Here is a 23,011-nt window from a genome sequence, read left to right on the forward strand (position 1 = left end):
AGCGGCTTGTATTCCCTTGATTATCAAAAAAATAATCTGCAATTCCTGCACTTTCTGTCCAGCTTTTAAAATTTTGGAACTATTAATTCGCCCCGTCAATCTCTGATTTCGAAGTTTTAACTTCCTTCACCTCCTTAAACTTCGCCCCCGAAATCTTCAAAACCACGGCGTTAGGCCACGTCCGGTTCGTATAAAACCGCTGCCCATTCACCGCGCTCACAGCCAATCCGAGCGGAGTGGTAGCAGACCGTATCGAAGCATCAAAGTTATTGACATACTCCACCAGCTCGCTCCCATAACCCAGCACCTCCACCTTGGTGGCAGCGGTTCCTTCGATCATCGGAAAAAGGAATTCGCGGCGTTGGCCGTATTTCCATTCGTCGTCGCGCTTTTTGGTGATAAAGGCGTAGATGGCCTTTTCGTCGTTGGACTGCGTGAACCAGATGCCCTTATCGCGGATGACGGGCAATGGTTTGACCGCGTATATGGACTCGCCGTTAGCGAATTTCCACAATGCGATTTCGCGCAGGAGTGCTTCCTGCTCGATCTGGATCTCGCCGTTCGGTTTGGGACCGACGTTCAGGAGGAAGTTGCCGCCCTTGGCGCGGATCTCAATGAGCATGTTGATGATCTCGGTGCCCGATTTGTGCGGGTCGTTCGTCGGTTTGTATTGCCAGTCGGTGCCCATCGTGTAACAAGCTTCCCACGGACGCGGCGACGCTTTGTCGGGGATGTTCTGCTCGGGCGTGTTCATAGCGTCGCGTGTGATAATGAGCTCGGGTTGCAGGCTCCATGCGTACTCCCGCAGGCCATCGCCAGGACCGTCGAAAAACATAATGTCTATTTTGCCGTAATTGGTGAGCAGTTCCTTGATCTGTGCCTTGTCGTATTCCATCAGTTTGGGGTTGTTCATCGGGAACTGGCGCTTGTCCTGCAACCGGCCGAGCGGGATGTTGTTCTGGTGGAAAAACAGGAAATCTTCCGGTGAAAAATACAGTCCGATGGCAATGCCCTGCTTACGGAAAGCCTCGATGATCTCCCTGGTCACATCGCGCTTGAAGGGCGTATTCATGACATTGAAAGTCGTCGTTTTGGTATCGAACATGCAGAAACCGGCGTGGTGCTTGGTCGTGAAAACGACATATTTCATCCCTGCGAGCCGCGCAGCCGTCGCCCATTCGTCGGGATCGAACTTTTTGGGGTTGAAGAACGTCGGAAGCTCCTTCATATACCGGTTCACATAATCGTCCGAAGCCCCGGCCAGCGAATGGCTGATCACCGTCCCGAGTGACACGTCCACATTCCAGTGAATGAACATCCCGAAACCCAGGTCCTGGAACCATTTAACGCGGTCGGGATTGTTGGAGGTTTGCTGGGCTTGGCTGGCCGCTGCCAGAGTGATTAGCAGTAGAAGCGTGAGGAGTCTTGATCGCATTGTTTTGAAAGGTCTTTTTGGAAAGACTGTTTTTATCAACCGCGATACTCTGTTTTGGCGGTGGTTTTCGTAAATAGTTACAGGATCAGTGGTTATATAAGGGTTTTACAGGGCTTTTATGTTTCTACCACAGAACCTATCTTCACGTCGGACGGTCGGTATGCATTCATTGCTCTGTCAGTTTTTCTTACAGGCTACATTGAGATCGACGGTCGGACGTTTGACGATTTCGGCTCTGTGACGATCGTATATCAGAAGCAATCGACTGGTAAATGGATGAAATTTAAGAAGTATGATTATCTAATTTTGTAGACTAATCTCTCCGAGAATATTATTGAACCGATCATAGACATAGGCGCGGATAAAACAATGTTTATTCGCAGAAAATTAAAAGAATAATTATGTCAAACCTCTGTGCCTATTCCCTGGCAATCATGCCATCGCCTATTATCCATGAAGAAGTCAAAGGCTTCAAACAACTCCTCCGCGAGGCCATCGGTAAAAGCTACGGAAGCGCCAATGCCGACGCCCATATTTCGCTCGATGGCTTCGATGCTGCGGAGGCGGATTATCCGTTAATCCTGGCCGAATATACCAAACTAGTTTCCCCTTTAACCCCTTTCGAACTCAACTTTTCCGGCTTTGCCGACTTCGACCGGGCCAACTTCTCCGCATTCTACATCAAACCAACCGAAGAATCCTCCAACGCGATCCGCGAAAGGACCCAGATAATCATGAAAGCTTTCGACAAGAAATTCAAAAAGCAGTACATGCAAAAATGGGCGGACGAATCGAAGAACCCGCATATGTCCATAGGCCGCAGGCTTTCGCGGGAATGGATTGCGTTGGCTTATTCTCTTTTTACGGACTACGAAGCCGGCTTTCTTTGCGACTCCTTTTCAATCCGGAAGTACAATGAGAAACGGCGCCAGTATGAGGTGATCGATACGGTACCTTTGCTAGGGCAAAATGCGGCGGGATCCCAGATCAGTATGTTTTGATCGGTCGCCAATGCTTTGTCTCGCGACGGCGGAAGGTTCGGCCATTAACCACCTGCTGACCGTTTCTGACTAAATTTTGACAAAAACTTGCTATCTCTTGTCAGTTGCGATCTGAAATTCGTCGTCTACCCCAGTTAATCGACTGCGTATTTAACTTTGGAGAATTTGGACAGGACTACGGATGACAGCGCGCTTTGGCTGGCTTACCGTAATGGCGATAATGCGGCGCTTGGTGTGCTCGCGGAACGCTATTATGGTGCGTTGCGGCGGTATGGCATGAAGTTTCTGGTCGATGAAAGTATAGTCGAAGATTGCATTCAGGACCTGTTCCTGGATCTCTGGCAAAACCGTGAGCGGATCAGCCAGACGCCGTCGGTCAAATTCTACCTTTTCAAAGCAATCCGTCATAGTATTCTGGGGCATTTACGCTATCAGCAACGATTTACCAATGAGGAGTCGCTGGATTGGGACACTTCTTTACCCGAAACCTTCAATGCGGAATCACTGCTGATCGAGCAAGAGACGTTGAACGGCCTCGTTGCGCAAATGCATGCACAGATGGAAGCGTTGCCCAAGCGCGAGCGCGAGGCATTGTTCCTGCGCTATTACGAGAACATGAGCGTCGCGGATATTTCCGGGTTGATGGGCGTCAACCGGCAGTCGGTTTCCAATTTTCTTCAAAAAGGCATGACCAGGATCCGCACGAAGTGGTTTGTGACGATGGTATTAAACCTATTCTTTTTTTAAATTTTTTTCTTTGCCGAAGGGTATATCGCTTCCTGCCATTCATAATATCATAGAAATCATTCGAAAAATGAAGAATGGACAGCCCAGACTATGATTTGAATTCTCCGGAAGACTTTTTAAAAAACGAACATTTCCGTCGCTGGGTAAAATACCGGGGTGAGGATGACCGGTCTTTTTGGGAGGATTTCTTAAACCGATATCCCGAAAAGCGGCCCGCTTATGAGGAAGCCGTCGCAACATTGCTGGTCATTTTCGGAGACGATCCCGATGAAGAAAGCGATCTGGTGAGGGCGGGAAGGCTTCGTGCATTGCTGGATGCCGGTGCGGGCAAAGCCGAACCATTGCCATTGTGGCGCTGGCTGCGATGGATCGCGGCTGTATTGGTGATCGGGCTCGGTTTCTGGTGGAGTAAAGCAGGATACGAATCTCGGATCGCAGGATACAGGTTGGAGCATCCCATTGCATTGGAGGAGGAGGCATGGATTACGCGCCAGAATCAATCAAAGGAAGTTTTATTGGTGAATTTGCCCGACGGTTCTTCCGTGCTGCTGAGCAAAGCAAGCAGCATTCGCTTTGTCAAAAAAATGAATGGTGCGCGGCGGGATGTGTATCTGGACGGCGAGGGCTTTTTTGAAGTTGTCAAAAATCCCGCAAAACCTTTTTTGGTACACACCGACAAGCTGACGACGCGCGTACTGGGTACCAGCTTCCGGGTGAAGTCGTTCCCTGGCCAGGCAGAGGCGGAAGTGGTCGTCAAAACGGGTAAGGTGGCCGTGATGACCGGCGATAACGATGCCGCAGAACCGCTCATGCTTTATCCAAACCAACGCGTGAGCCTGATTCGTAAAAATGATAAGGTATTTCGGTCGGTTACGGGAGCAGTAAGTGCAGAAGCGGCTACGGCAATCGAGGCTGAACCGTTTGATTTCCAGTTTACACCTGTTTCCGAAGCATTTAAAACGCTCGAAATGCATTACGCGGTAAAAATCCATTTCGACCAGGAAAAAATGGGTCGCTGCACCGTTACCGCAGCATTGAAAGATGAACCGTTCCTCGAAAAAATAAGGCTGATATGCCTCGCCACCGAATCTTCTTTTGAGATAAAAGGAGACCAGGTATCGATCTCTGGAATTGGCTGCCCCTAGCTCCCTCATAAAATTCTCACTTAACTATCTACTTATGCAAAAACACAACTGCGCCCGATCGCTTACGCCCTGATTTTTAGAGTGCCCGTCAGGCACAATGCATTAATCCAGGCTGAGCAACGCTTATTCTAAACTTTAACCACTCATGAAATTCTTTAATCAATGAAATTGAACTCGACAGGTTCCAAACAATCCGTGCGCAGTTTGCTGGGTATCCAGACGCTGCTCATGCTACTGTTCATGCAATTTAGCTGGGCCAAAAACAGTGCAGCGCAGGAAATGCTCAACCAGCGTATCTCGATCTCGGTTGAAAATGAACGGATCGAATCCGTGATTTCCCAGCTCGAAAAATCGGCCAAAGTCAGTTTTTTATACAGCCGGGAAATAATTCAATCTCGGCGCAAGATCAGTTTTGAGGCAGAAAATAAGACGCTTTCGACGGTGCTTGACGGCATTCTCCAGCCGCTTGGATTGAAATATGAAGTTTCAGGGGACAAAATCATCCTGAAAAGACAGCTGAATACATCCGAAGCTCCTCCCAGCGAAGTAGTCGTTCCTCAAACCACTCAGGCCAACGCGGAAATTAGTATTGCCGGAACCGTGACCGACAATGCGGGCGTCGGTTTGCCAGGCGTGAGCATTCTGGTAAAAGGAACGCAAACCGGTACTACCACGGATGCTGACGGTAAGTATAAACTTTCCGTGCCTGATAATAATGCTGTATTGATTTTCAGTTTTGTAGGTTATGTATCGCAGGAAATCGCTGTCGGTGCTAAAACGGCGGTCGATGTACAATTGCTTTCCGACGACCGTGCATTGGAAGAAATCGTTGTCGTAGGTTACGGTACACAGAAAAAGGCAAACCTTACCGGAGCGGTCTCAACCATTGACTCCAAAGCCATTGAAAACCGCCCGTCGAGTAATCTCGCAACCGGTATGCAGGGTGTAACGCCGGGTTTGGTGGTGACGCGTCAGACGGGCCAGCCGGGTCGTGAAAACGTCAACATCCAGATCCGTGGCGCTACGTCGGCCAACGGAAATGTGAACCCGCTTGTTTTGCTTGATGGTGTCAGCGTACCTATCAGCACCATGCAAACCATGAACCCCAACGACGTAGAAAGCATCAGCGTTTTAAAAGATGCGGCGGCGGCGGCCATTTATGGTGCACAGGCTGCTGGTGGGGTGATTTTGATTACAACCAAAAAAGGAAAGTCGGGTAAAGTGACGTTCGATTATCTGGGTCAACAGGGTATCGACTGGTCGTTGAATGTGCCAGAACGGATGTCGCTGATGGACGAAGCATTGTTCTCCAACCTGGCGCGGCAGAACTCCGGAAGCAGCCCCGAATACACCGATGAGGAGATCCAGCGCATCCGCGATAGAGTCCCGTATGTGATAAATCCTGCTGACACATCTTCCTACCTGTTTTATAATCAGGACCCCATTGCAAACCAGATTTTGCGCAAGTACACCTCCATGAGCACGCACAATATCACCGCCCGCGGAGGTACCGAGAAGCTCAACTTCCTTATTTCGGGAGGCTACTATAACAAGCAGGGCGTTTTTAAAGTGGGGCCCGACAATTATAGCCGCTATAATGTGCGGATGAACATCGGCGCGCAGCTCACGAAACACCTTACGCTCGACAGCCGGTTGGCCTATACTAACGACAAGGCCAGAACCGCATCCGCAGAAGTGAATGGCGGCGGTTTGATCTATCAGGTATATCGTTTCCGTACCAGAAATCCGTTTTTTACACCGGAGGGCCGTTATAATTCGGCCAATAACACGTACGCAATCCTCGAATCGGGCGGGTATAACGAGAACCGCAGAAATTACTTTGATGGGGTATTCACATTGACGGCCGCCAATTTTATCAAAGGGTTACAGATTCGCGCCATTGCCGGAACTCAATACCGCCGTGGTGACCGCGAGCAGTTCAATCGTATGGTCCCGCTTTGGAGTAAATCCAAGGTAGCAGGTTATGTGAACCAGATCAATTCCTACAACATTACCGACGACCTGACGAAGAATATCAATCTGCAAGCATTGGTCAACTATGATCTTACTATTGGCAAAGACCACAACTTCGGTCTTTTCGGAGGATATCAATGGGAAGATTTTCGCACGGATACCCTTTTTACCGGTGCAAACAATCTTGTCAGCAACGATGTGCCGACACTTAACCTCGGCGATGACAAAACAAAGAGCAACCGCCAGATTATAGCCACCTATGCCTTCCAGTCGGTTTTTGGAAGATTTAATTATAACTACAAAAACAAATACCTGCTCGAAGCGACGATCCGTTTGGATGAAAGTTCTAAACTGGCACCTGGATTGAGGAAAAAAGTGTTCCCGGCAGCTTCGGTAGGGTGGAATGTGCACCAGGAAAACTGGTTTGCAACGCCTTTACCTTTTTTCTCTGAGTTTAAACTGCGTGGGTCCTGGGGCCGCCTTGGAGGTGCATTGGGCTCAAATATTGGTTATTATGATTACGTCAGCCAGTTGAGCAGGAATAATAACCTCGTACTGGGAGACTCCCGTACTTCTTACATTTACCAGGGCTCGATCCCGTCTGCGGCACTTTCCTGGGAAACTATCGAGACTACGAATGGCGGGATAGACATAGGCTTACTGCAAAACCGTTTGCAATTCAGCGGAGATTATTACGTGAAGTTCAACCGCAATATGCTCACACCACAGCAGTTGCCAGGTGTTATTGGGGTAGGCACGCCGAGAAAGAACAATGGTGAACTGAAATCGTGGGGCTGGGAAACCGAACTGCGCTTTCGCGACAAGATCGGCAAGGATTTTAACTATTCGGTGGCTATTAACTTCTCGGATAATAACAACAAGCTGATCAACTTCTCGGGCCGCACCGTCGTAAGCGCTGGTAAGAATGATCTGATCGAGGGTTATGCGTTGAATACGATCTGGGGATACCAGACAATGGGCTATTTCAACAATCCGGACGAGGTAAAAGAATGGGCGTTCCAGGACAACCGCACCGGTGCCGGCGATGTCAAATACGCAGACCTGAACAGCGATAAACGTCTTTCGGTAGGCAAGGGGACCGTGGCTGACCATGGTGACCTTGTGCTGCTCGGTACTACGGCTCCACGTTATCTGTTTGGCGTGAACGTGGGTGCAAGTTGGAAGGGCTTCGACTTCACCGCCTTCTTCCAGGGCGTGGGGAAACGCTCTTATCGTTCAACGGCCGAGTCCATTGCACCGCTACTTGTCACCTGGAAGCAGGCGATGGGCATACACAGCGATTATTGGACCCCTGAAAACACCGACGCATTGTTCCCAAGACCGTATACCGGTGCCACGCACAATTACCTGGCCTCGGATAAATGGACGCTGGACGCGAGCTACATTCGCCTGAAAAGCATCCAGTTTGGTTACACGATCCCCTCCCGCATTACGGAACGCATCAAGGTTTCTCGGGCGAGGCTGTTCTTCTCCGGCCAGGATATCCTGACATTCTCGGGACTAGGCAAGTTCCAGGGCTATTTCGACCCCGAAACACGCGATGGCGTGGAAAACGATTACCCGTTCTTCGCAACGGCTTCGGTGGGCATCAACGTGTCGTTCTAAAAATCTGACTGATCATGGCTTTCAATAAAATACCAATGAAAATTACTGTAAAAAGGGCAATTATAGGTCTTTCGCTATTGGCTGGACTGGCTTCGTGCGACGTCAACCGACTGCCTGAGACCAATATCAGCGACGACAGTTTCTGGACGTCCGAGTCGGATATTAAAACTGCCAACAACTACCTGTATACGTTCCTGCCGGGCTTTACTGTTCCTAACCAGGGTAATATTACCGAAGATATCTGGTCTGATGATGCATTTGGATTGGCATCGAATACGGTGAGCGATGGCTCACGATTGGCTCCTGCCACAGCGAGCGGTGACTACAATACACCTTACACGCTGATCCGCGCTGCCAATAATGTATTGGAAAAAGCACCACGAGCCGCGGTTACCCCGTCGATACTCGACCGTTATCTGGCCGAAGCGCGTTTTTTCCGCGCATGGGCATATTTTGGCCTTGTGCAAAAATATGGAAGCGTTCCTTTAATATTGAAAACGCTTGATGAAAGCAGCCCCGAGCTGCGCCAGCCGGCCGCTCCGCGCGAAACCATTATCGACCAGGTTTATTCCGACCTCGATTTCGCCATTGCTAACCTGCCGACAATCGCTTCGCTCGGCAATGCGGATTACGGCCGCATTTCCAAAACGGCCGCGCAGGCATTCAAGGCACGGGTAGCATTGTTTGAGGGGACTTTCGCGAAGTTTCATTCAAAAGGTGATGCTACTAAGCATCTCACCCTCGCGCTGGCAGCCAGTAAAGCGGTGATAGACAGCAAGGAGCACGCATTATTTGGTAACTATTTTGATCTCTTTCAGCTCGCCGGTGAAGGGCGTCAGAACAAGGAAAATATCATTGTGAAACAGTACGGAGTCTCTAATACAGAGCGCGTTCTGACGCATGCCTATTACCGTAGCTCGCTCGAAACCGGCAGTGTGAACCCGACCAAAGCCCTGGCCGATTCATACCTAATGAAAGACGGGCTTCCCATTACCAAATCGCCGCTCTGGACATTACCAGATTCTTCGCATAAAGTTTTCCGAAATCGCGACGTGCGTATGAGCGCCACTTTTATGAAGCGAGGCGATGCCATGATGACCACCAAGCCGATCTTCGACATTGCCAATCTGGTCTTCAACAAAACCGGCTACATGTTCCGCAAATTTGCCAATGTGGACGACTGGAACACGCAGGCATCGACGATCGACCGCCCATTGTTGCGCTATGCCGAGGTACTGCTGACTTTCGCCGAAGCAACTTACGAGTTAAACAATGCCATTACCGATGCAGAATTGGATATCTCCATTAACCTTTTGCGTGAGCGTGGCCAGATCGCAAAGCTGACCAATGCGTTTGCGAAGGCTAATGGCCTCGATTTACGGGAAGAGATCCGCCGCGAACGTCGCGTCGAACTCGCTCAGGAAGGTTTCCGCTACTGGGATATTATCCGCTGGAAAACCGCCGAGACGGAGCTCGTGAAGCCAGTTTTAGGCAATTTCTATTTCAAAGGTGAATTTGCCGCGGCAACCGTGAACCTGACACCGGACAATATCATTCTGGTGCAAGCCGCCAGCTTCCGCAAATTCGATCCTGCAAAAGATTACCTATGGCCATTGCCAATCAATGAAATTGCATTGAACCCCGAACTCGATCAGAATCCGGGCTGGTAGTTTAAGGGCAGGAAGGAAAGGGAGGAAGGAGGAAGGCTAATGTCCTCCATCCTCCCTTTCGTCCATCCCCAGTTCCGAAAAGTTTTCCCCGGTTACAACCGAATGGGCGGACTCTGCATCTAGCTTTTATAAACCACTAAACCTATGCAGACCAGATTTATCGCCATCCTGTTTTTAGCCACAGTCCTGTTCACTTCCTGCCTCCCGGAAAAGACTGATCCCATTACTACCGGCCCGGATCCGACCCCTTATCGCATCGAGCGCGACAGCATCGAAACCGGTAGTTATCTTGATATCGCCATTGGCGACGAAGCCGCGGCAGTTTATCCCAAAATCCAGGCACTTCAATCCAGCAAAGGCGTAACGGCCCTGCAGGTCGTGAGTAACACATTCTCTGACCTGGGCCCGCTCCGCGAAAAAATTCCGCTTTACGAATACATCCTGCTGGATCAGAACCAGGGGACCGATTCGGGGGTGCAGATCACTATTGAAGACGCGAAAGTGAAAGCTATTTACCTGAACAGTGGTAAAAAGCTGGATCAATGGCCGGAGAAAGAAAAGGCTTCATCGTCTGTCCGCATGGGTGACGAGGTGACGGCCCTTTATGGAAAATTCTCCAACATCCGAGGCAAGAAAAGCTATGCTTCTAAATTCGAACGCATTTTCCTGATGACTAAAAACCTGCAAACCGCCTACGATCCTGCCATGGGCCAGTCGCCGCAATGGTACTTCGGTTACACGACGGGGCAAGACATGATGGATCAGATCCAGGTGCATTTTGAGGCAGGAAAAGTGAAGAAGATCAGGATCGATCATTATTCGAAGTATTGATTTCTTCGGTAAGATCAAGGAAGCGAACTGCCTTTTTGGGTCGTTCGCTTCCTTGATTAAAAGCAAATAAAAACATTGCATTGGCCGGAATCCTTACGGAAACAGACGAAGGCTTATACACATTCACCTACGACCCGGATTATGTCCGCGAGGAAAAACCTCCTTGTGTCTTCCTTTGTCCCTTGCTTAACCCATCCGTTTCCTCCCTTCCTCCCCGTTTTTCCTTTAATTAATTCCCCCCATCCGTACGAAAACTAACTTTGTCGAAGAGCGGTATCCGTGATTGATTTAGCACAAATTCATTATCTCGTGCACTTCACATGCTCTTCAATTCCCTTCATTTCATCATCTTCTTCATTTTTGTCACGACCTGTTACTATTCTATTTCGTGGCGTTGGCGTTGGGCTTTGCTTCTGATTGCCAGCGCCTATTTTTATGCCTCTTTCATTCCTGCCTATCTTTTATTGCTGGGAATTTTTATCGGGTTCGACTATCTGGCTGGGATCTGTATCTCGCTGCTTACCGGTTGGCGTCGTAAGTGCATGCTGGTAATGAGCATTGTCGCCAATGTCGGGTTTCTTTCTTTTTTCAAATATTTCGATTTCCTGAATGCCAATATATCAGCGTTGCTTGGACCCCTGGGATGTGACTATCAACCCGAAACCATGGCCGCGCTGTATCCGGGCCTGGCGCTTCCGATCGGGCTGTCGTTTCATACTTTTCAATCAATGAGTTACACCATCGAGGTTTATCGTGGAAACCAGCAAGCGGAGCGGCACGTGGGTATTTACGCATTGTATGTGCTGTTTTATCCGCAATTGGTAGCCGGGCCGATCGAACGCCCGCAAAATGTGCTCTGGCAATTCCGGCAAAAGATGGATTTTGATTGGGATAACCTCAGGACGGGGCTGTGGTGGATCGCCTGGGGAATGTTCAAAAAGGTCGTGATCGCCGACCGTCTCGCACTGGTAACCGATCCGGTATTTGCAGATCCGGGTGCATGGAATGCGTCAAGCCTGGCCATTGCCGCCCTGTTTTACAGCATCCAGATCTATTGCGACTTTTCAGGTTATTCCGATATTGCATTAGGCACCGCCCGGACAATGGGCTTTCGGCTGATGGTGAACTTTCGCTCCCCTTATTTTGCTCAGACCATCACTGAATTCTGGCAGCGCTGGCATATTTCTCTCTCGACCTGGTTCCGCGATTACGTCTATATTCCTATGGGGGGAAACCGCCACGGCAGTTTTAGAACCTGTATTAACTTGCTGACTGTTTTTCTGCTAAGCGGCCTTTGGCATGGTGCCGACTGGAAATTTGTCATTTGGGGCGGAATACATGGCATTTATCTGATCATCACCCGCGTAGGCCATACAGGTACCCAACAGCTCTTGCGATTGCCTGGCCCGTTGCGGGCTGCATTTACATTCGTTTTAGTAACGTTGGCGTGGATATTCTTCCGCGCAGAGAGTTTGGGTGACGCGTTGGTAATCTTGCGTACATTGGCCATGCCCGCGCGCTGGGACCTGCCGGTGTTGCCGATCGCTGACGGTGAGTTCGTGCTGTGTATATTACTGATTTTGCTTTTGTTTTTAAAGGAATCTTACCTGCCCGATTACGTGCCTGCGCGGCGGTCTTTCTGGCCTTCGCTCGGGCTGGCCACTTTCTTGTGTTATCTGCTAGGCGTGTTCGGGAGCAACCAGTTTATCTATTTCCAGTTCTGAACCATGCAAACCTTCAACCTGATATTACGGCTGCTGTTATTACTGCTGTCCGGCGCACTGCTGTTCACTGGTTTGTCGGACCGGTTGCAGCGTAAACTCGATGCACATGGCCTTGTTCCGGACCAGTACCGGTTCGGCGATCTTTACAACATTTCCAATTTGCCCCGGTTCAAGGAATTACAATGGAGTGAAGCCGACGATCTTAAAGAAAGCGACAAGCCCGGCTATCGTTCCCCGAATGTAGACCTGTACACAATCGGCGATAGTTTCACGACTATGGACACGAGTTTCTACGCTGGTCGCCGCAACCATCATATCTGGCTCGGCACCCAAGTCGAAACGGTCGCCCTGGACCCAAAAGTGCGTTCAATTCTGGTGATTGAAGTGATCGAAAGGACAATCCAGGAACGGTTGCGCGAGGATTATGCAGACCTGTATATTCGCCGGGGATTTCAGGTCGAAGGTGCAAACCCTGTAACTCTTCCCGGGAAAACGGCACAGGAAGGATCATTTTGGGAAAATACGATAAACCGGGAAATCAATCAGCGGCTCGAATTCCTGTTGTTCAATTCCGATTTTGCATTGAAATGTAAGGAAATGAAGGCCCGGCTGATGCTGGGCTTGCTTGGCCGCACGCATCCCGGTGCGCTTATCTCACGTGATCGTCAGTTTCTTTTCTATGAAATCGAGGCCAGTCCGCGAAGTTTTCTTTCGCCATTCAGGCCGTTGGCCAGCTCGGACATCGACAGCGTCGTTTTCAATATGAATCGCATTCGCGAGCATTACCTGGCGGCCGGTTTTGCGGAAGTTTATTTTTGCCTTATTCCCAACAAAGTAACCGTCTGCGAGCCTGACCGTCATCCTCATAACAACCAGATCCCTCGCATCGAGCATAATGTACATTTAAAGGTCCCGTTACTTAAATTAAGCGGCCAAATACTCCGCCACCCTGAATGGTTCCACAAAAGCGACGGGCACTGGAATGTCGACGGCAAGCGATTATGGCTGAGCTATGTGAATCAGCTGGTGATGGAGTGGTCCGGGAGTAATCAATCATATAACCGTTGGCAACTCTCGCAGTAATAGCTTCGGCGCTTAGTCCGCCCCAGGTACTCCTTGTGAAACGGGATCTCGCACCTTGGGCAAATCTTTTTGGTATGCGCCAGCCAATGCCTTTTCAAAGTGCCCTCCTTTTTCCATTCCAGAAAGTCAAATGCATAGTTCCGTGTCTCTTTTATCATTTCTTTCAATTTCGCATCGGGAATTTCGGCGATCTTGCTTAGCGGGTGAATGCGGCAACGGAACAGCACCTCGTTTTTGATGATATTACCGCTTCCTGCGAAAATATTCTGGTCGAGTAAGGCGTCGCAGGCAAGCATTTTGGGGTTTTCTTTCAACTTCTTAAATGCGGCGGTCGACTGCCAGCTCTTGGACATAATATCGGCCGACCAGTCGTAGAGCTCCTCGGCGGGCTTGTCGAACAGCTTAATGGATGACGTATAAAAATTCAGTTCGTGTTTATCGAATATCAGGCTTAACATCGGTTTGGTCTTTTTCTGGTCATCGATCAGGTAAGAGCCGAAAAGCATGAAATGAATGCGGACGGTAAAGTCCTTGAAGCAGATCAGGAAATGTTTTCCCCACGACCTGAAATCCGTTACCTTTTGGTTAATGAGGCTGTCTTTATCGATTTTGGCATTGCCTTCGACATGGCGGACAGGCTTACCTTTCAAACCCAGATCTTCAATGGCTTCCCTTAAAATAACAATAGATGGTCCTTCGGGCATAGTGATGTTTTTCGATCGCTTGCTCTAAAAAATGTGCCAGAGGAGGAAGTGAGAAAAGGACAAAGGTCACTCCATCCTCCCTTTCCTCCATCCTCCCATCGTCCTCTGGCACTATTCTTGATACAACGTTAAAAACCAAAAAACACCATCATGCGGAATTTCATGATTACCGTTGCCTCTGCTTCCGGGGAGAATATACTGACGTTTGAACGTCACCTTATCGAATCGGAAACCTACCCAAGCCGGTCTTATGTCATCAACGTTATCAATCGCGGAGGGCCGGAGCAACCACGAGGAGAGGTGATTTCGATCGTCGAGCTGTCGGAACAGGATGTGCGAGAATATGAGGGCGTCGAATAACGTGAGACGCTGGGGCGGCCGGAACGACTACGTAAACCTAACTTTTCATATCTGACACCTATTCTATGGGACTAATTTTTAAAAGTCGCAAACATCAACCCGCCGCTGAGCAGCCCGAATGGCTCATGGCGCGCGATAGTTTTCCTTTTTATATCAAAGCCCCGATGGTAGTCATCGGACTCTATCTGTTCTTTTACATCCTCAATTTGTTGCAGGAGATCATTGTTCCGTTCGCATTCGCCGGACTGATTTCTATTCTGCTGAATCCAATCTATAACCGCTTTCAGAAATGGAAATTCAATAAGATCTTAGCCATCGTTATGACGATCTTTATCGCCATTCTTGTGGTGGCAGGGATCACGTTTTTCCTGTCGTCGCAGATCGCCCAGTTCGGTGATATGATTCCCCAACTGGAAAAAAAGACGATGAAACTGCTCGATAATTTACAGGTATGGCTGTCGTCCGCTTTTGGTATTTCGACGGAAAAGCAGATGAGCATGCTCGACGAAGCAGTCAACAACAGCAAGACGTATGTGGGTAAGACGGTCAATACTCTTTTCGGTATCATTAGCTACTTTATCCTGATACCGCTTTACGTCTTCCTTCTGTTATTTTATAAGCCATTGATACTCAATTTTATATTTGAGGTTTTCGACGAAGATAATTCCGAGCAGGTAGCCGAAATTTTGCAGGAAACCAAAGGTGCTGTGCAAAGCTATATTGTGGGTTTGATGATTGAAACGTCGATTATAGCTACGCTGAACTCCATTGCATTACTCATTCTTGGCGTGCAATATGCGGTACTATTGGGTGTGATAGGCGCTATTTTGAACCTTATTCCCTACATCGGCGGCATTATCGCCATCGCATTGCCGGTGCTGATATCGTTTATTACTAAAGAAGGGTATACTACACCGTTGCTGATCATCGCCTCTTACACGGTGATCCAGTTTTTGGACAATAATATCATTGTACCACGTGTGGTATCGTCGAAAGTGTCAGTCAACGCGTTGATTTCCATTTTGGTAGTGCTGCTCGGAGGCACATTGTGGGGCGTGAGCGGGATGTTCCTCTCGATTCCTTTTGTAGCCGTGCTGAAAATTATTTTCGACCGTATCGATGAACTGAAACCTTGGGGCAAGCTGCTGGGTGATAGCATGCCAGAGGATCCGCCAGAGAAGGTCGTGAATCCACGCGAGGCAGAAGAAAAACAGCAAACCTTATTCTAAAACGAAACCGGCAGGCATTCATAAGTGAATACCTGCCGGTTTGCATTTGATGTATTTCAAATCAGTAATCCAATCTTTTGATAGTACCGTCACCGAGGCTAAGCACGTAGAATGTGCGGTCGCCGTGGCGTTTGATGTCGGTTGGCCTGTCGAGCCCGCTCAGCAGTACCGTGCCATCTTCGTTGAGAATCGAACCGGTACCTGGCTTGAAGCCGGGAGGGTTGCCCGGACCGCCCGGAGGCATTACGAAGTCGGCGTAGTGGAGCAGGAGCGGCTTGCCATTAACGGTCAGTGTCAGGTGTGTAAGGGTTGTGAAGCCCGATTTGTACGGCACCAAAGCACCACTGGTATTAACCTTATAGACGTTTGCCGATCCTGGCGAGAATGGGAAGCCAGTCAGGCTGCTCAGAATGAAATGGCTTCCGTCGAATACAATGCCGGTAGGAACTGGGTCCCTGCCTGGGCCAACCGGTGGGAAAGTAGCGAACAGATCAAGTACATGGGTGTCTTTGTCGCGTTTGATGATGGCATTAGCTCCTGCGTCAACGATGTAAAGGTGTCCGTCCGGCCCTTTTGTCATCGCGAAAGCGTTGGAATTGTTGTCGAATGTTAGATTCTTGGTCACCACATACGCCTTGATGTTCTCAGTCGCCAGGTGATCCTTATGAAGTGGCAGGCTGCCTGCAAGCAGATCGGCCACATTGATAGTATATAGCAGCCCTTCCACACCATGCAGCAGGTAAAGGGTACCGTTATCGTAGTACAAATGGCTGATACCTTCCACATTACCTTGGTTGACCACGGATTTAAAGTTGGTAACAACCGTTGTTTTGACACCTTGGGGTGAGATCATCACCAGTGCACCATCGTCGGCACCGGTACCTCCTTCGGTAACCCAGAACCTGCCCTGGTCATCGGCAACGAGGCCAATGGGTGCGCGCAAGCCACTGGCAAACGGGGAAATCGAAAATTGAGTGGGTTCAGGGATCGGCTCGGCGTGGTCGGTACACGCATCCATGACTACCATGGCTACCATGAGGGTGAATGCAAGTAGGGAGAGGAAATGCTTTTTCATTGCGGTTGAGTTAGAGTGGAATAGATGTGAAACGAATCTTGGAGAACTGTGGGCAAAAGTAAAGCTTTGCGATTCTCTACTATTGTACAAAAGCGTCATTACCAGTGCAATTGATTAACCGGTAAAGTTTGTGACCCGATTCTTTTTTTTATCATTAAAACTTGATTTTTTGCAGGTCACAAATTCACCACCAAAACTATGAACCAGGACATCCGGCAGCGATTACCGGCCGCTTACCTTTCTATCGACGAAGCCACCAAAGCTTCCGGTTTCACAATGGCTTCTGACATCGACACCTGCTCGCTGCTCAAAACCCTGGCAGCCTCCAAGCGCGGCGGTAGGTTCCTCGAACTCGGGACAGGCACTGGTCTTTCAACGTCATGGATCCTTGATGGTATGGACGCGCATTCCACGCTCGTATCCATCGATAACGATGCCCGCTTTCTCGAAATCGCGCAGAGTCAGCTCGGCGGCGACTCGCGCCTCAGCCTTGTGCATACTGATGGCGAAGCCTGGGTGAATGCAAACCTCAATGAGAAATACGACTATATTTTTGCCGATACCTGGCACGGCAAATACCTTTTGCTGGATGAAGTGCTCAACATGCTCAATCCCGGCGCATTCTACATAATCGACGACATGCTCCCGCAACCCAACTGGCCCGAAGGGCACGACCTGAAAGCATTAAAACTGATCGACGACCTCGACAGTCGTACGGACCTCACCGTGACCAAACAGGTATGGGCTACGGGTATTATCCTGGCTGTGAAAGTTTAAGCGACCCCAGGATCGCCATTAATTTTCCAAAACCACCCTCTGGCACATTCGGAGGGTGGTTTGTTACTTTTTGTGGTTCTGATAGGAGTAAATAAAGGGTTTGCTCGGCTTGGATTTAATAATTGTAATATAATATTGTAATCATCGAAGATTTAGTACTAACCCTTAAATCTTAGCTTTATGTGCCAGAACCATGGAGTGGCTTACATTAAACCGGGCGAAGTGGAAATTCAGGAAATTGAATATCCCAAACTGGCCCTCGGCGACCGCAAGTGCGAGCACGGTGTCATCCTTAAAATCGTTTCCACCAACATTTGCGGCAGCGATCAGCACATGGTCCGCGGGCGCACTACGGCACCTGCCGGGCTCGTGCTCGGGCATGAAATCACCGGCATTGTGATCGAAGCCGGCCGGGATGTGGAATTCATTCAAGTCGGGGATCTCGTATCGGTGCCATTCAACATTGCCTGCGGGCGTTGCCGCAACTGCAAGGAAGGCAAAACCGGCATTTGCCTCAATGTAAACCCCTCACGCCCGGGCGCTGCGTATGGCTACGTGGACATGGGCGGCTGGGTAGGCGGCCAAGCCGAGTATGTAATGGTACCTTATGCCGATTTTAACCTCCTCAAATTCCCCGACAAGGACCAGGGAATGGCTTACATCAAAGACCTCACGCTACTTTCCGACATTTTCCCGACCGGTTATCACGGTGCCGTCACTGCCGGAGTAGGACCGGGCTCTATCGTATACGTGGCAGGTGCAGGACCTGTGGGCCTCGCCTGCGCAGCTTCCTGCCATTTGCTTGGGGCCGCCGTTGTGATCGTCGGCGACATGATCCCCGAACGCCTCGCCCAAGCCGCGAGCTTCGGCTGCGAAGTGATCGACCTCACCAAAGACACGCCCCTGGAACAAGCCATCGCCGAAATCATCGGCGTTCCCGAAGTAGACTGCTTCGTGGATTGCGTCGGCTTCGAAGCCCGCGGCCACGGCGCGCAAGCCGTCGAAGAGCGTCCCGCCACCGTGTTGAATACTGCGATGGCCGTCACCCGAGCCGGCGGGGCCATTGGTATCCCGGGCCTGTACGTTACAGGAGACCCCGGCGCAAAAGACAACGCTGCCAAGGAAGGCAGCCTGAGCATCCGCATCGGGCTGGGCTGGGCCAAGTCGCACTCATTCTACACGGGCCAATGCCCGGTAATGAAATACCATCGGAACCTGATGAATGCGATCCTCTACGACAAGATCAAGATTGCCAAGGCCGTGAATGTGGAGGTGATTACCCTACAGGACGCCCCAAGAGGGTATAGGGATTTTGATAAGGGCGCGGCTAAAAAATTTGTGATTGATCCGCACGGGATGATTGTGTGACGAGATTTTTAATGCGAATGGCAGCCGGTAACAGGCTGCCATTCTTCATTTTTGCAGTTGCTCTCTGATAATCTGTAACGCTTTCACTCAAAATGCTCCTCGACATTAGCTAGGATTTCACAATCGCAGTAACCTCCTTTCTCAGCCAGCCATTCTAAAACGGAATTAGTGTTGGTTATTCCATTGTCTTCAAGGAATTTCTTGCTTAATGTGTTTTGATTGTCGCATTCCTGTTTGTTCAACTTCTCATCCAGGTAATCAAAAAGCTCCCGAAACTCGGTTCGGGTCATGGGGAGACTATTTTCAAATGCGTCTCGTGCTTTTTGGCGGAAATCGTTTTTAAGCTGTTTGCGAATTTCGTTTTCTTTGTTCATTTCAATGTATTGATAAGCTTGCTGGGTAGTTAGTGGGCCAGTCCGCATGCTGAAGCCTGCGGCTGCATGGCTGCGTAGTCACAGCTTGCTAGCACGGAATTGTTGGATTATCTTCCTTAAACCCACTGAAACGGATCCCCGGACGCCACGTGCGTCACCTTCAATCCGCCAATCTTAGGCTGCAACCACTCCACAAAATACTCCATCCCCGGTTCCTCGCTCACGGCGTGGCCTAGTACGATCAATGCCATTTTTGAGCCCAGCAACCGCCCATCGCGTGCGTATTCGACACCTTCCCATTCGGGTGTTTCTCCTACGATGAGTACGTCGGGTTTTTCGGCTACCGCTACCGATACCTGCCGTTGGCCACCGGCTGCGCCGGGCATGATGGCGAGCTTGGAACATGGCTGACTCAGGTCGCCGACGACGCGGAGTTTTTGGATGCCGAGCTTGGTTTTGAGATGCTTCACCAGGTCGCCCAATGTGGTGGAGGGGATGGTTAATGCGGCAGTTTCATTTTTGTAGTACTGCGTCCAGCCCGCTTTTTTGACCACGCCGTAACGGATCGCGTCGGGTTTCAGCGAATGGCAATAGTCGTGGAAGCGCCAGAGGGCGATTTTGTGTTTTTCGAGCAATGCCTGCTTCTTTTTGACGACTTCGTTGCCTTTCACCCATTCCGGATCGTCGCGGTGATTATAGAAGGTCGGCTCGTGGGCGATAATGAAGTTGGCTTTCAGTTTCACGGCTTGTTCGATCACGTTTACCGTGGCGAACATAGTCGTGATAATGCCGGTTACGGTCTGGTCGGGGCTACCTGATTTGATGGTGTCGACGGTGTCCGGGATCGGTTTCAGGTTACCTTCTTTGAGAATCAGGTCGATGATCTGCTGGACCGTGTATGCCTTGGGCGCGGAGCCGAATAGCATATCCGGGGTTAGAAAGGTAAATGCAGTGGCGGATAATGCGGCCTGGTTGAGGAAGCGGCGGCGCGTAGTTTGGTTAGGTGTTATCATGTGTGGTCGGGTTTGGTCAGGTAAATAACGGTCGGCTTAGAATATTTTAAATTAAGATCTCTCCCAATATAAAACATTAATGACTATTCCTGACTACGCCAGATCACACATGACAATACTTGACAACACCTGACAATACTGGCCACTTTTAAGCGCCCGCTATTCGCTTCGCAGCGACTTCACCGGACTCATCAACGCGGCGCGTACACTCTGAAAACTAACTGACGCAAAGGCAATCAATAGCGATACCGCCGCAGCAATAGCGAACATCCACCATTCGATGTCGATACGATAAGCAAAGTCACTAAGCCACTGGTTTACACCGTACCAAGCAATAGGCGCGCCGATGCCAATGGCGAAGAGTACGAGTTTAAGGAAATCCTTTGAAAGCAATGCCACAATGCCGGAAGTGGTGGCTCCGAGGACTTTGCGGACGCCAATTTCCTTGGTACGCTGCGAGATGGTATAGGATGACAATCCAAATATACCCAGCGAGGCAATCAGCACGGCGAGGAACGAGAAGAAGCTGGAAACCTTGCCGAAAGTTTGGTCGTCTTTGTATTGCTCGTTGAAGCGCTGGTCCATGAAGAAATAGTCGAAGTTATTCCCGGGAAAAAATGCGTTGTACTTTTCACGTATCCCGGCAATGGTGTTTGCAGGGTCGGCGGTATTGATTTTAATGGAAAAGAAACCAGCCAGGGTGTAAAATGGCGCAAATACGATTGGCTCAATGTTGCTTTTCAGCGATTGTTGATGGAAGTCGCTTACCACACCGACGATCTCCCATTCTTTGCCATTGACTACAAATTTCTGCCCGGCGGCTTCCCCGGCATTGGCAAAGCCGAGTAATTTGATCGCGGATTCGTTCAGGATTGCGGTTGTGACTTTTCGACTGTCCGGATTGGAGTCGGTGGGAAGGAAATTGCGGCCAGCGACAACCGGAATTTTATAGGTTTCAAAAAAGTCAGCGTCGACAGGCATACGGCTGAATGTGACGCCTTTTTCCTGGTTGGCACCGACTCTCCGGATGTTGAAACTGCGGCTCAGCCTGTTTCCAAATAAACTACCCGACGCACTTGCTATTTGCACGGAGGGAATGCGTTCAAGTTCGGTTTTGAAGCTGTTGATCCGGTCGATGGATGTTGAATCCCAAAGTGTAAGCTGTGGGCCGCGGATGACCAGCACCTGATCCATATTGAACCCCAGCTTCTCTTCGCGCATGAATTTTAATTGTTTGAACACGATAAATGTGCCTACTATAAGCACCATAGAAGCCGTATATTGGAATATCACCAGTGATTGCCGCACCCATGCCCCTTTGGCCGACCGTTTGAACGAACCTTTCAACACCTGCACCGCCTTGAATGAGGATAATGCAAATGCGGGATAAAAGCCGGAAAGCAGTATGCCCGATACAAAAACACCGCTGAGCATTAATGCAAGTTTTGGGCCCCCAAAGCCGGCGCCTGTCAGAAGCGCGAAGGAGAGTGGCTTATCGATTGCTTTGTTCAAAACCGGCTGAAATATCAATGCCAACACAATACCAAGCACCAGGGCCAGCGCATTGAGTACCACCGATTCGGACAGGAATTGCCCGATCAACTGGCCTGATGTGGCCCCCGCGACCTTGCGCACGCCTACTTCCCGGGCTCGTTCGAGCGAGCGGGCAGTGGCGAGGTTGATGTAGTTGATCCAGGCAATCAGCAAGATAAATGCGGCGATGATCAACATGGTCCACACGGCTTTTCCATTATTCACATTCCCGATTTCATATTCATAATCCGAAAAAAGGTGCGCTTTGCTTAGCGGTTGCAGGAAAAACTGCTCGACACTGCCGGAAACTTTATCGCCGCGGAAGTGCCGCTGGCTAAACGCCGGCAGCTTCTTTTCCAGCGATGCCGCATCGGTGCCTGGGCGGAGTTTGGCATAATGCCATACGTCCGAGCTTTCCCAGCTGTTTTTGATCCATTCGCCCCAGGTAAGCGCCAGGGTTTCGAAGGACATCAATGCACCGAATTGTAAATGTGATGTAGCAGGGAAGTCTTTCATAATGCCGGTGATCTGGTAAGGCTCCGTATCGACATCGACCTTGACCGTCTTCCCGATCAGGTTTGCATATTGGTCGGGACCAGCATTGAAAATCCGTTTGGCATTGGTTTCGGAGATGATAATGGAATGCGGTGCTTTCAATGCGGTTGCGCGGTCGCCTGCGAGGAGCGGGAATGTGAAAACCGACAGGAAGCGTTCATCGGTATAAGCCCCTTTTTCCTCGAATATCCGGCGGTCTTTTTGCAGACTGAATGTGCCCGGGTTGGCAAGCGTCGTATAAGTTTCGATTTCGTTAAAATCTTTTGCCATCGTCGGTGCTACCGCAGGATAGGTGATGGTGCCGTGCTGGATGAGCTTGCCTTGTTGGAAGCGGTCGTTGGTGATGCGGTAAATGCGGTCGAAGTCGTGGTGGAAGCGGTCGAAGCTGAGCTCGAAACTAACATATTGCAGGATCATCAGACAAGCGGTAATGCCGGTGACAAGCCCGGTGATATTGAGCGCAGAGAAGCCCTTGTTCTTCCACATATTGCGGAGCGCTATCTTGAAATAGTTTCGGATCATAGCAGATTGAAATGCTGATGGTTGTGGATATTTGGAAACTTCTCTCTTGAATGCGAACGGGCGCACCATACCGAACACGTCGCGTAGATAACGTGTGCGTGCTGCCTGTTCGCCATGCATGCGTAAGCGTTGCGCGAAGAGCTCTTGCAGGTCGCCTTCGAGTTCTTCCACCAGATGCGGCGCGCAGAAGAGCCGCAGAAAACGGCCCGGCCAACGGGGCGGCAGTGGGTTTTGTTTATTCGGCGGTTGGATAGGCTCTTTCATA

General features: G+C 49.9%; 18 protein-coding genes. 12 read left to right on the forward strand and 6 right to left on the reverse strand.

Annotation, left to right across the window (positions count from 1 at the left end; all coding sequences use genetic code 11):
• Positions 1-82: 82 nt before the first annotated feature.
• Positions 83-1,435, reverse strand: coding sequence for an alpha-L-fucosidase (locus LZD49_RS00250; protein WP_234665298.1), 1,353 nt, complete (start codon positions 1,433-1,435; stop codon positions 83-85).
• Between the two features lie 401 nt (positions 1,436-1,836).
• Here LZD49_RS00250 and LZD49_RS00255 point away from each other — a divergent pair, with 401 nt between their 5' ends.
• The 8 genes from LZD49_RS00255 (at position 1,837) to LZD49_RS00290 (ending at position 13,236) form a co-directional block, all read left to right on the forward strand.
• Positions 1,837-2,436 carry a 2'-5' RNA ligase family protein gene (locus tag LZD49_RS00255; RefSeq protein WP_234665299.1) on the forward strand — a complete coding sequence of 200 codons (600 nt, stop codon included), beginning with the start codon at positions 1,837-1,839 and terminating at the stop codon, positions 2,434-2,436.
• A 165-nt stretch (positions 2,437-2,601) separates the two neighbouring features.
• Positions 2,602-3,183 carry an RNA polymerase sigma factor gene (locus LZD49_RS00260; RefSeq protein ID WP_234665300.1) on the forward strand — a complete coding sequence of 194 codons (582 nt, stop codon included), beginning with the start codon at positions 2,602-2,604 and terminating at the stop codon, positions 3,181-3,183.
• A gap of 74 nt (positions 3,184-3,257) precedes the next feature.
• Positions 3,258-4,328, forward strand: coding sequence for a FecR family protein (locus LZD49_RS00265; protein WP_234665301.1), 1,071 nt, complete (start codon positions 3,258-3,260; stop codon positions 4,326-4,328).
• A 162-nt stretch (positions 4,329-4,490) separates the two neighbouring features.
• The gene (locus LZD49_RS00270; protein WP_234665302.1) at positions 4,491-7,928 is read left to right on the forward strand and encodes a TonB-dependent receptor; all 3,438 of its coding nucleotides are present in this window, start codon (positions 4,491-4,493) and stop codon (positions 7,926-7,928) included.
• Between the two features lie 35 nt (positions 7,929-7,963).
• Positions 7,964-9,598 carry a RagB/SusD family nutrient uptake outer membrane protein gene (locus LZD49_RS00275; RefSeq protein WP_234665303.1) on the forward strand — a complete coding sequence of 545 codons (1,635 nt, stop codon included), beginning with the start codon at positions 7,964-7,966 and terminating at the stop codon, positions 9,596-9,598.
• Between the two features lie 144 nt (positions 9,599-9,742).
• Positions 9,743-10,429 (forward strand): hypothetical protein, encoded by a 687-nt coding sequence (locus LZD49_RS00280; RefSeq protein ID WP_234665304.1) that lies wholly within the window; start codon positions 9,743-9,745, stop codon positions 10,427-10,429.
• Between the two features lie 320 nt (positions 10,430-10,749).
• Complete coding sequence (locus tag LZD49_RS00285) at positions 10,750-12,153, forward strand: MBOAT family protein (RefSeq protein WP_234665305.1); 1,404 nt, start codon at positions 10,750-10,752, stop codon at positions 12,151-12,153.
• Between the two features lie 3 nt (positions 12,154-12,156).
• Positions 12,157-13,236, forward strand: a complete 1,080-nt coding sequence (locus tag LZD49_RS00290) for a hypothetical protein (RefSeq protein WP_234665306.1) — start codon at positions 12,157-12,159, stop codon at positions 13,234-13,236.
• On the opposite strand, the gene LZD49_RS00295 is transcribed toward LZD49_RS00290, so the two are convergent.
• The gene (locus LZD49_RS00295; protein WP_234665307.1) at positions 13,203-13,940 is read right to left on the reverse strand and encodes a DNA-formamidopyrimidine glycosylase family protein; all 738 of its coding nucleotides are present in this window, start codon (positions 13,938-13,940) and stop codon (positions 13,203-13,205) included. The two genes, LZD49_RS00290 and LZD49_RS00295, sit on opposite strands and share 34 nt — an antisense overlap.
• 150 nt (positions 13,941-14,090) lie before the next feature.
• Between LZD49_RS00295 and LZD49_RS00300 the strand changes: the two genes are divergently transcribed.
• Both LZD49_RS00300 and LZD49_RS00305 read left to right on the forward strand, forming a co-directional pair.
• A complete protein-coding gene (locus tag LZD49_RS00300; protein ID WP_234665308.1) occupies positions 14,091-14,300 on the forward strand; it encodes a hypothetical protein in 210 nt (69 codons plus the stop codon).
• A 65-nt stretch (positions 14,301-14,365) separates the two neighbouring features.
• Positions 14,366-15,529, forward strand: coding sequence for an AI-2E family transporter (locus tag LZD49_RS00305; protein WP_234665309.1), 1,164 nt, complete (start codon positions 14,366-14,368; stop codon positions 15,527-15,529).
• Between the two features lie 61 nt (positions 15,530-15,590).
• Here the strand turns inward: LZD49_RS00305 and LZD49_RS00310 are convergent, their stop codons facing one another.
• A complete protein-coding gene (locus LZD49_RS00310) occupies positions 15,591-16,604 on the reverse strand; it encodes a ScyD/ScyE family protein (protein WP_234665310.1) in 1,014 nt (337 codons plus the stop codon).
• Between the two features lie 198 nt (positions 16,605-16,802).
• On the opposite strand from LZD49_RS00310, the gene LZD49_RS00315 reads away from it, so the two are divergent.
• Together LZD49_RS00315 and fdhA are read left to right on the forward strand one after the other, a co-directional pair.
• Positions 16,803-17,381, forward strand: a complete 579-nt coding sequence (locus tag LZD49_RS00315; RefSeq protein ID WP_234665311.1) for an O-methyltransferase — start codon at positions 16,803-16,805, stop codon at positions 17,379-17,381.
• A 180-nt stretch (positions 17,382-17,561) separates the two neighbouring features.
• Positions 17,562-18,749 (forward strand): formaldehyde dehydrogenase, glutathione-independent, encoded by a 1,188-nt coding sequence (fdhA, locus tag LZD49_RS00320; RefSeq protein ID WP_234665312.1) that lies wholly within the window; start codon positions 17,562-17,564, stop codon positions 18,747-18,749.
• A gap of 83 nt (positions 18,750-18,832) precedes the next feature.
• On the opposite strand, the gene LZD49_RS00325 is transcribed toward fdhA, so the two are convergent.
• The 3 genes from LZD49_RS00325 to LZD49_RS00335 form a co-directional block, all read right to left on the reverse strand.
• The gene (locus LZD49_RS00325; RefSeq protein WP_234665313.1) at positions 18,833-19,123 is read right to left on the reverse strand and encodes a DUF2695 domain-containing protein; all 291 of its coding nucleotides are present in this window, start codon (positions 19,121-19,123) and stop codon (positions 18,833-18,835) included.
• A 116-nt stretch (positions 19,124-19,239) separates the two neighbouring features.
• Positions 19,240-20,136 carry a Nif3-like dinuclear metal center hexameric protein gene (locus tag LZD49_RS00330; protein WP_234665314.1) on the reverse strand — a complete coding sequence of 299 codons (897 nt, stop codon included), beginning with the start codon at positions 20,134-20,136 and terminating at the stop codon, positions 19,240-19,242.
• 159 nt (positions 20,137-20,295) lie between these two features.
• On the reverse strand, positions 20,296-23,010 hold the full coding sequence (locus tag LZD49_RS00335) for an ABC transporter permease (RefSeq protein WP_234665315.1): 2,715 nt from the start codon (positions 23,008-23,010) through the stop codon (positions 20,296-20,298).
• Position 23,011 lies beyond the last annotated feature (1 nt).

It is taken from the genome of Dyadobacter sp. CY261 (genome assembly GCF_021440085.1).
Classification (GTDB): Bacteria; Bacteroidota; Bacteroidia; order Cytophagales; family Spirosomataceae; genus Dyadobacter.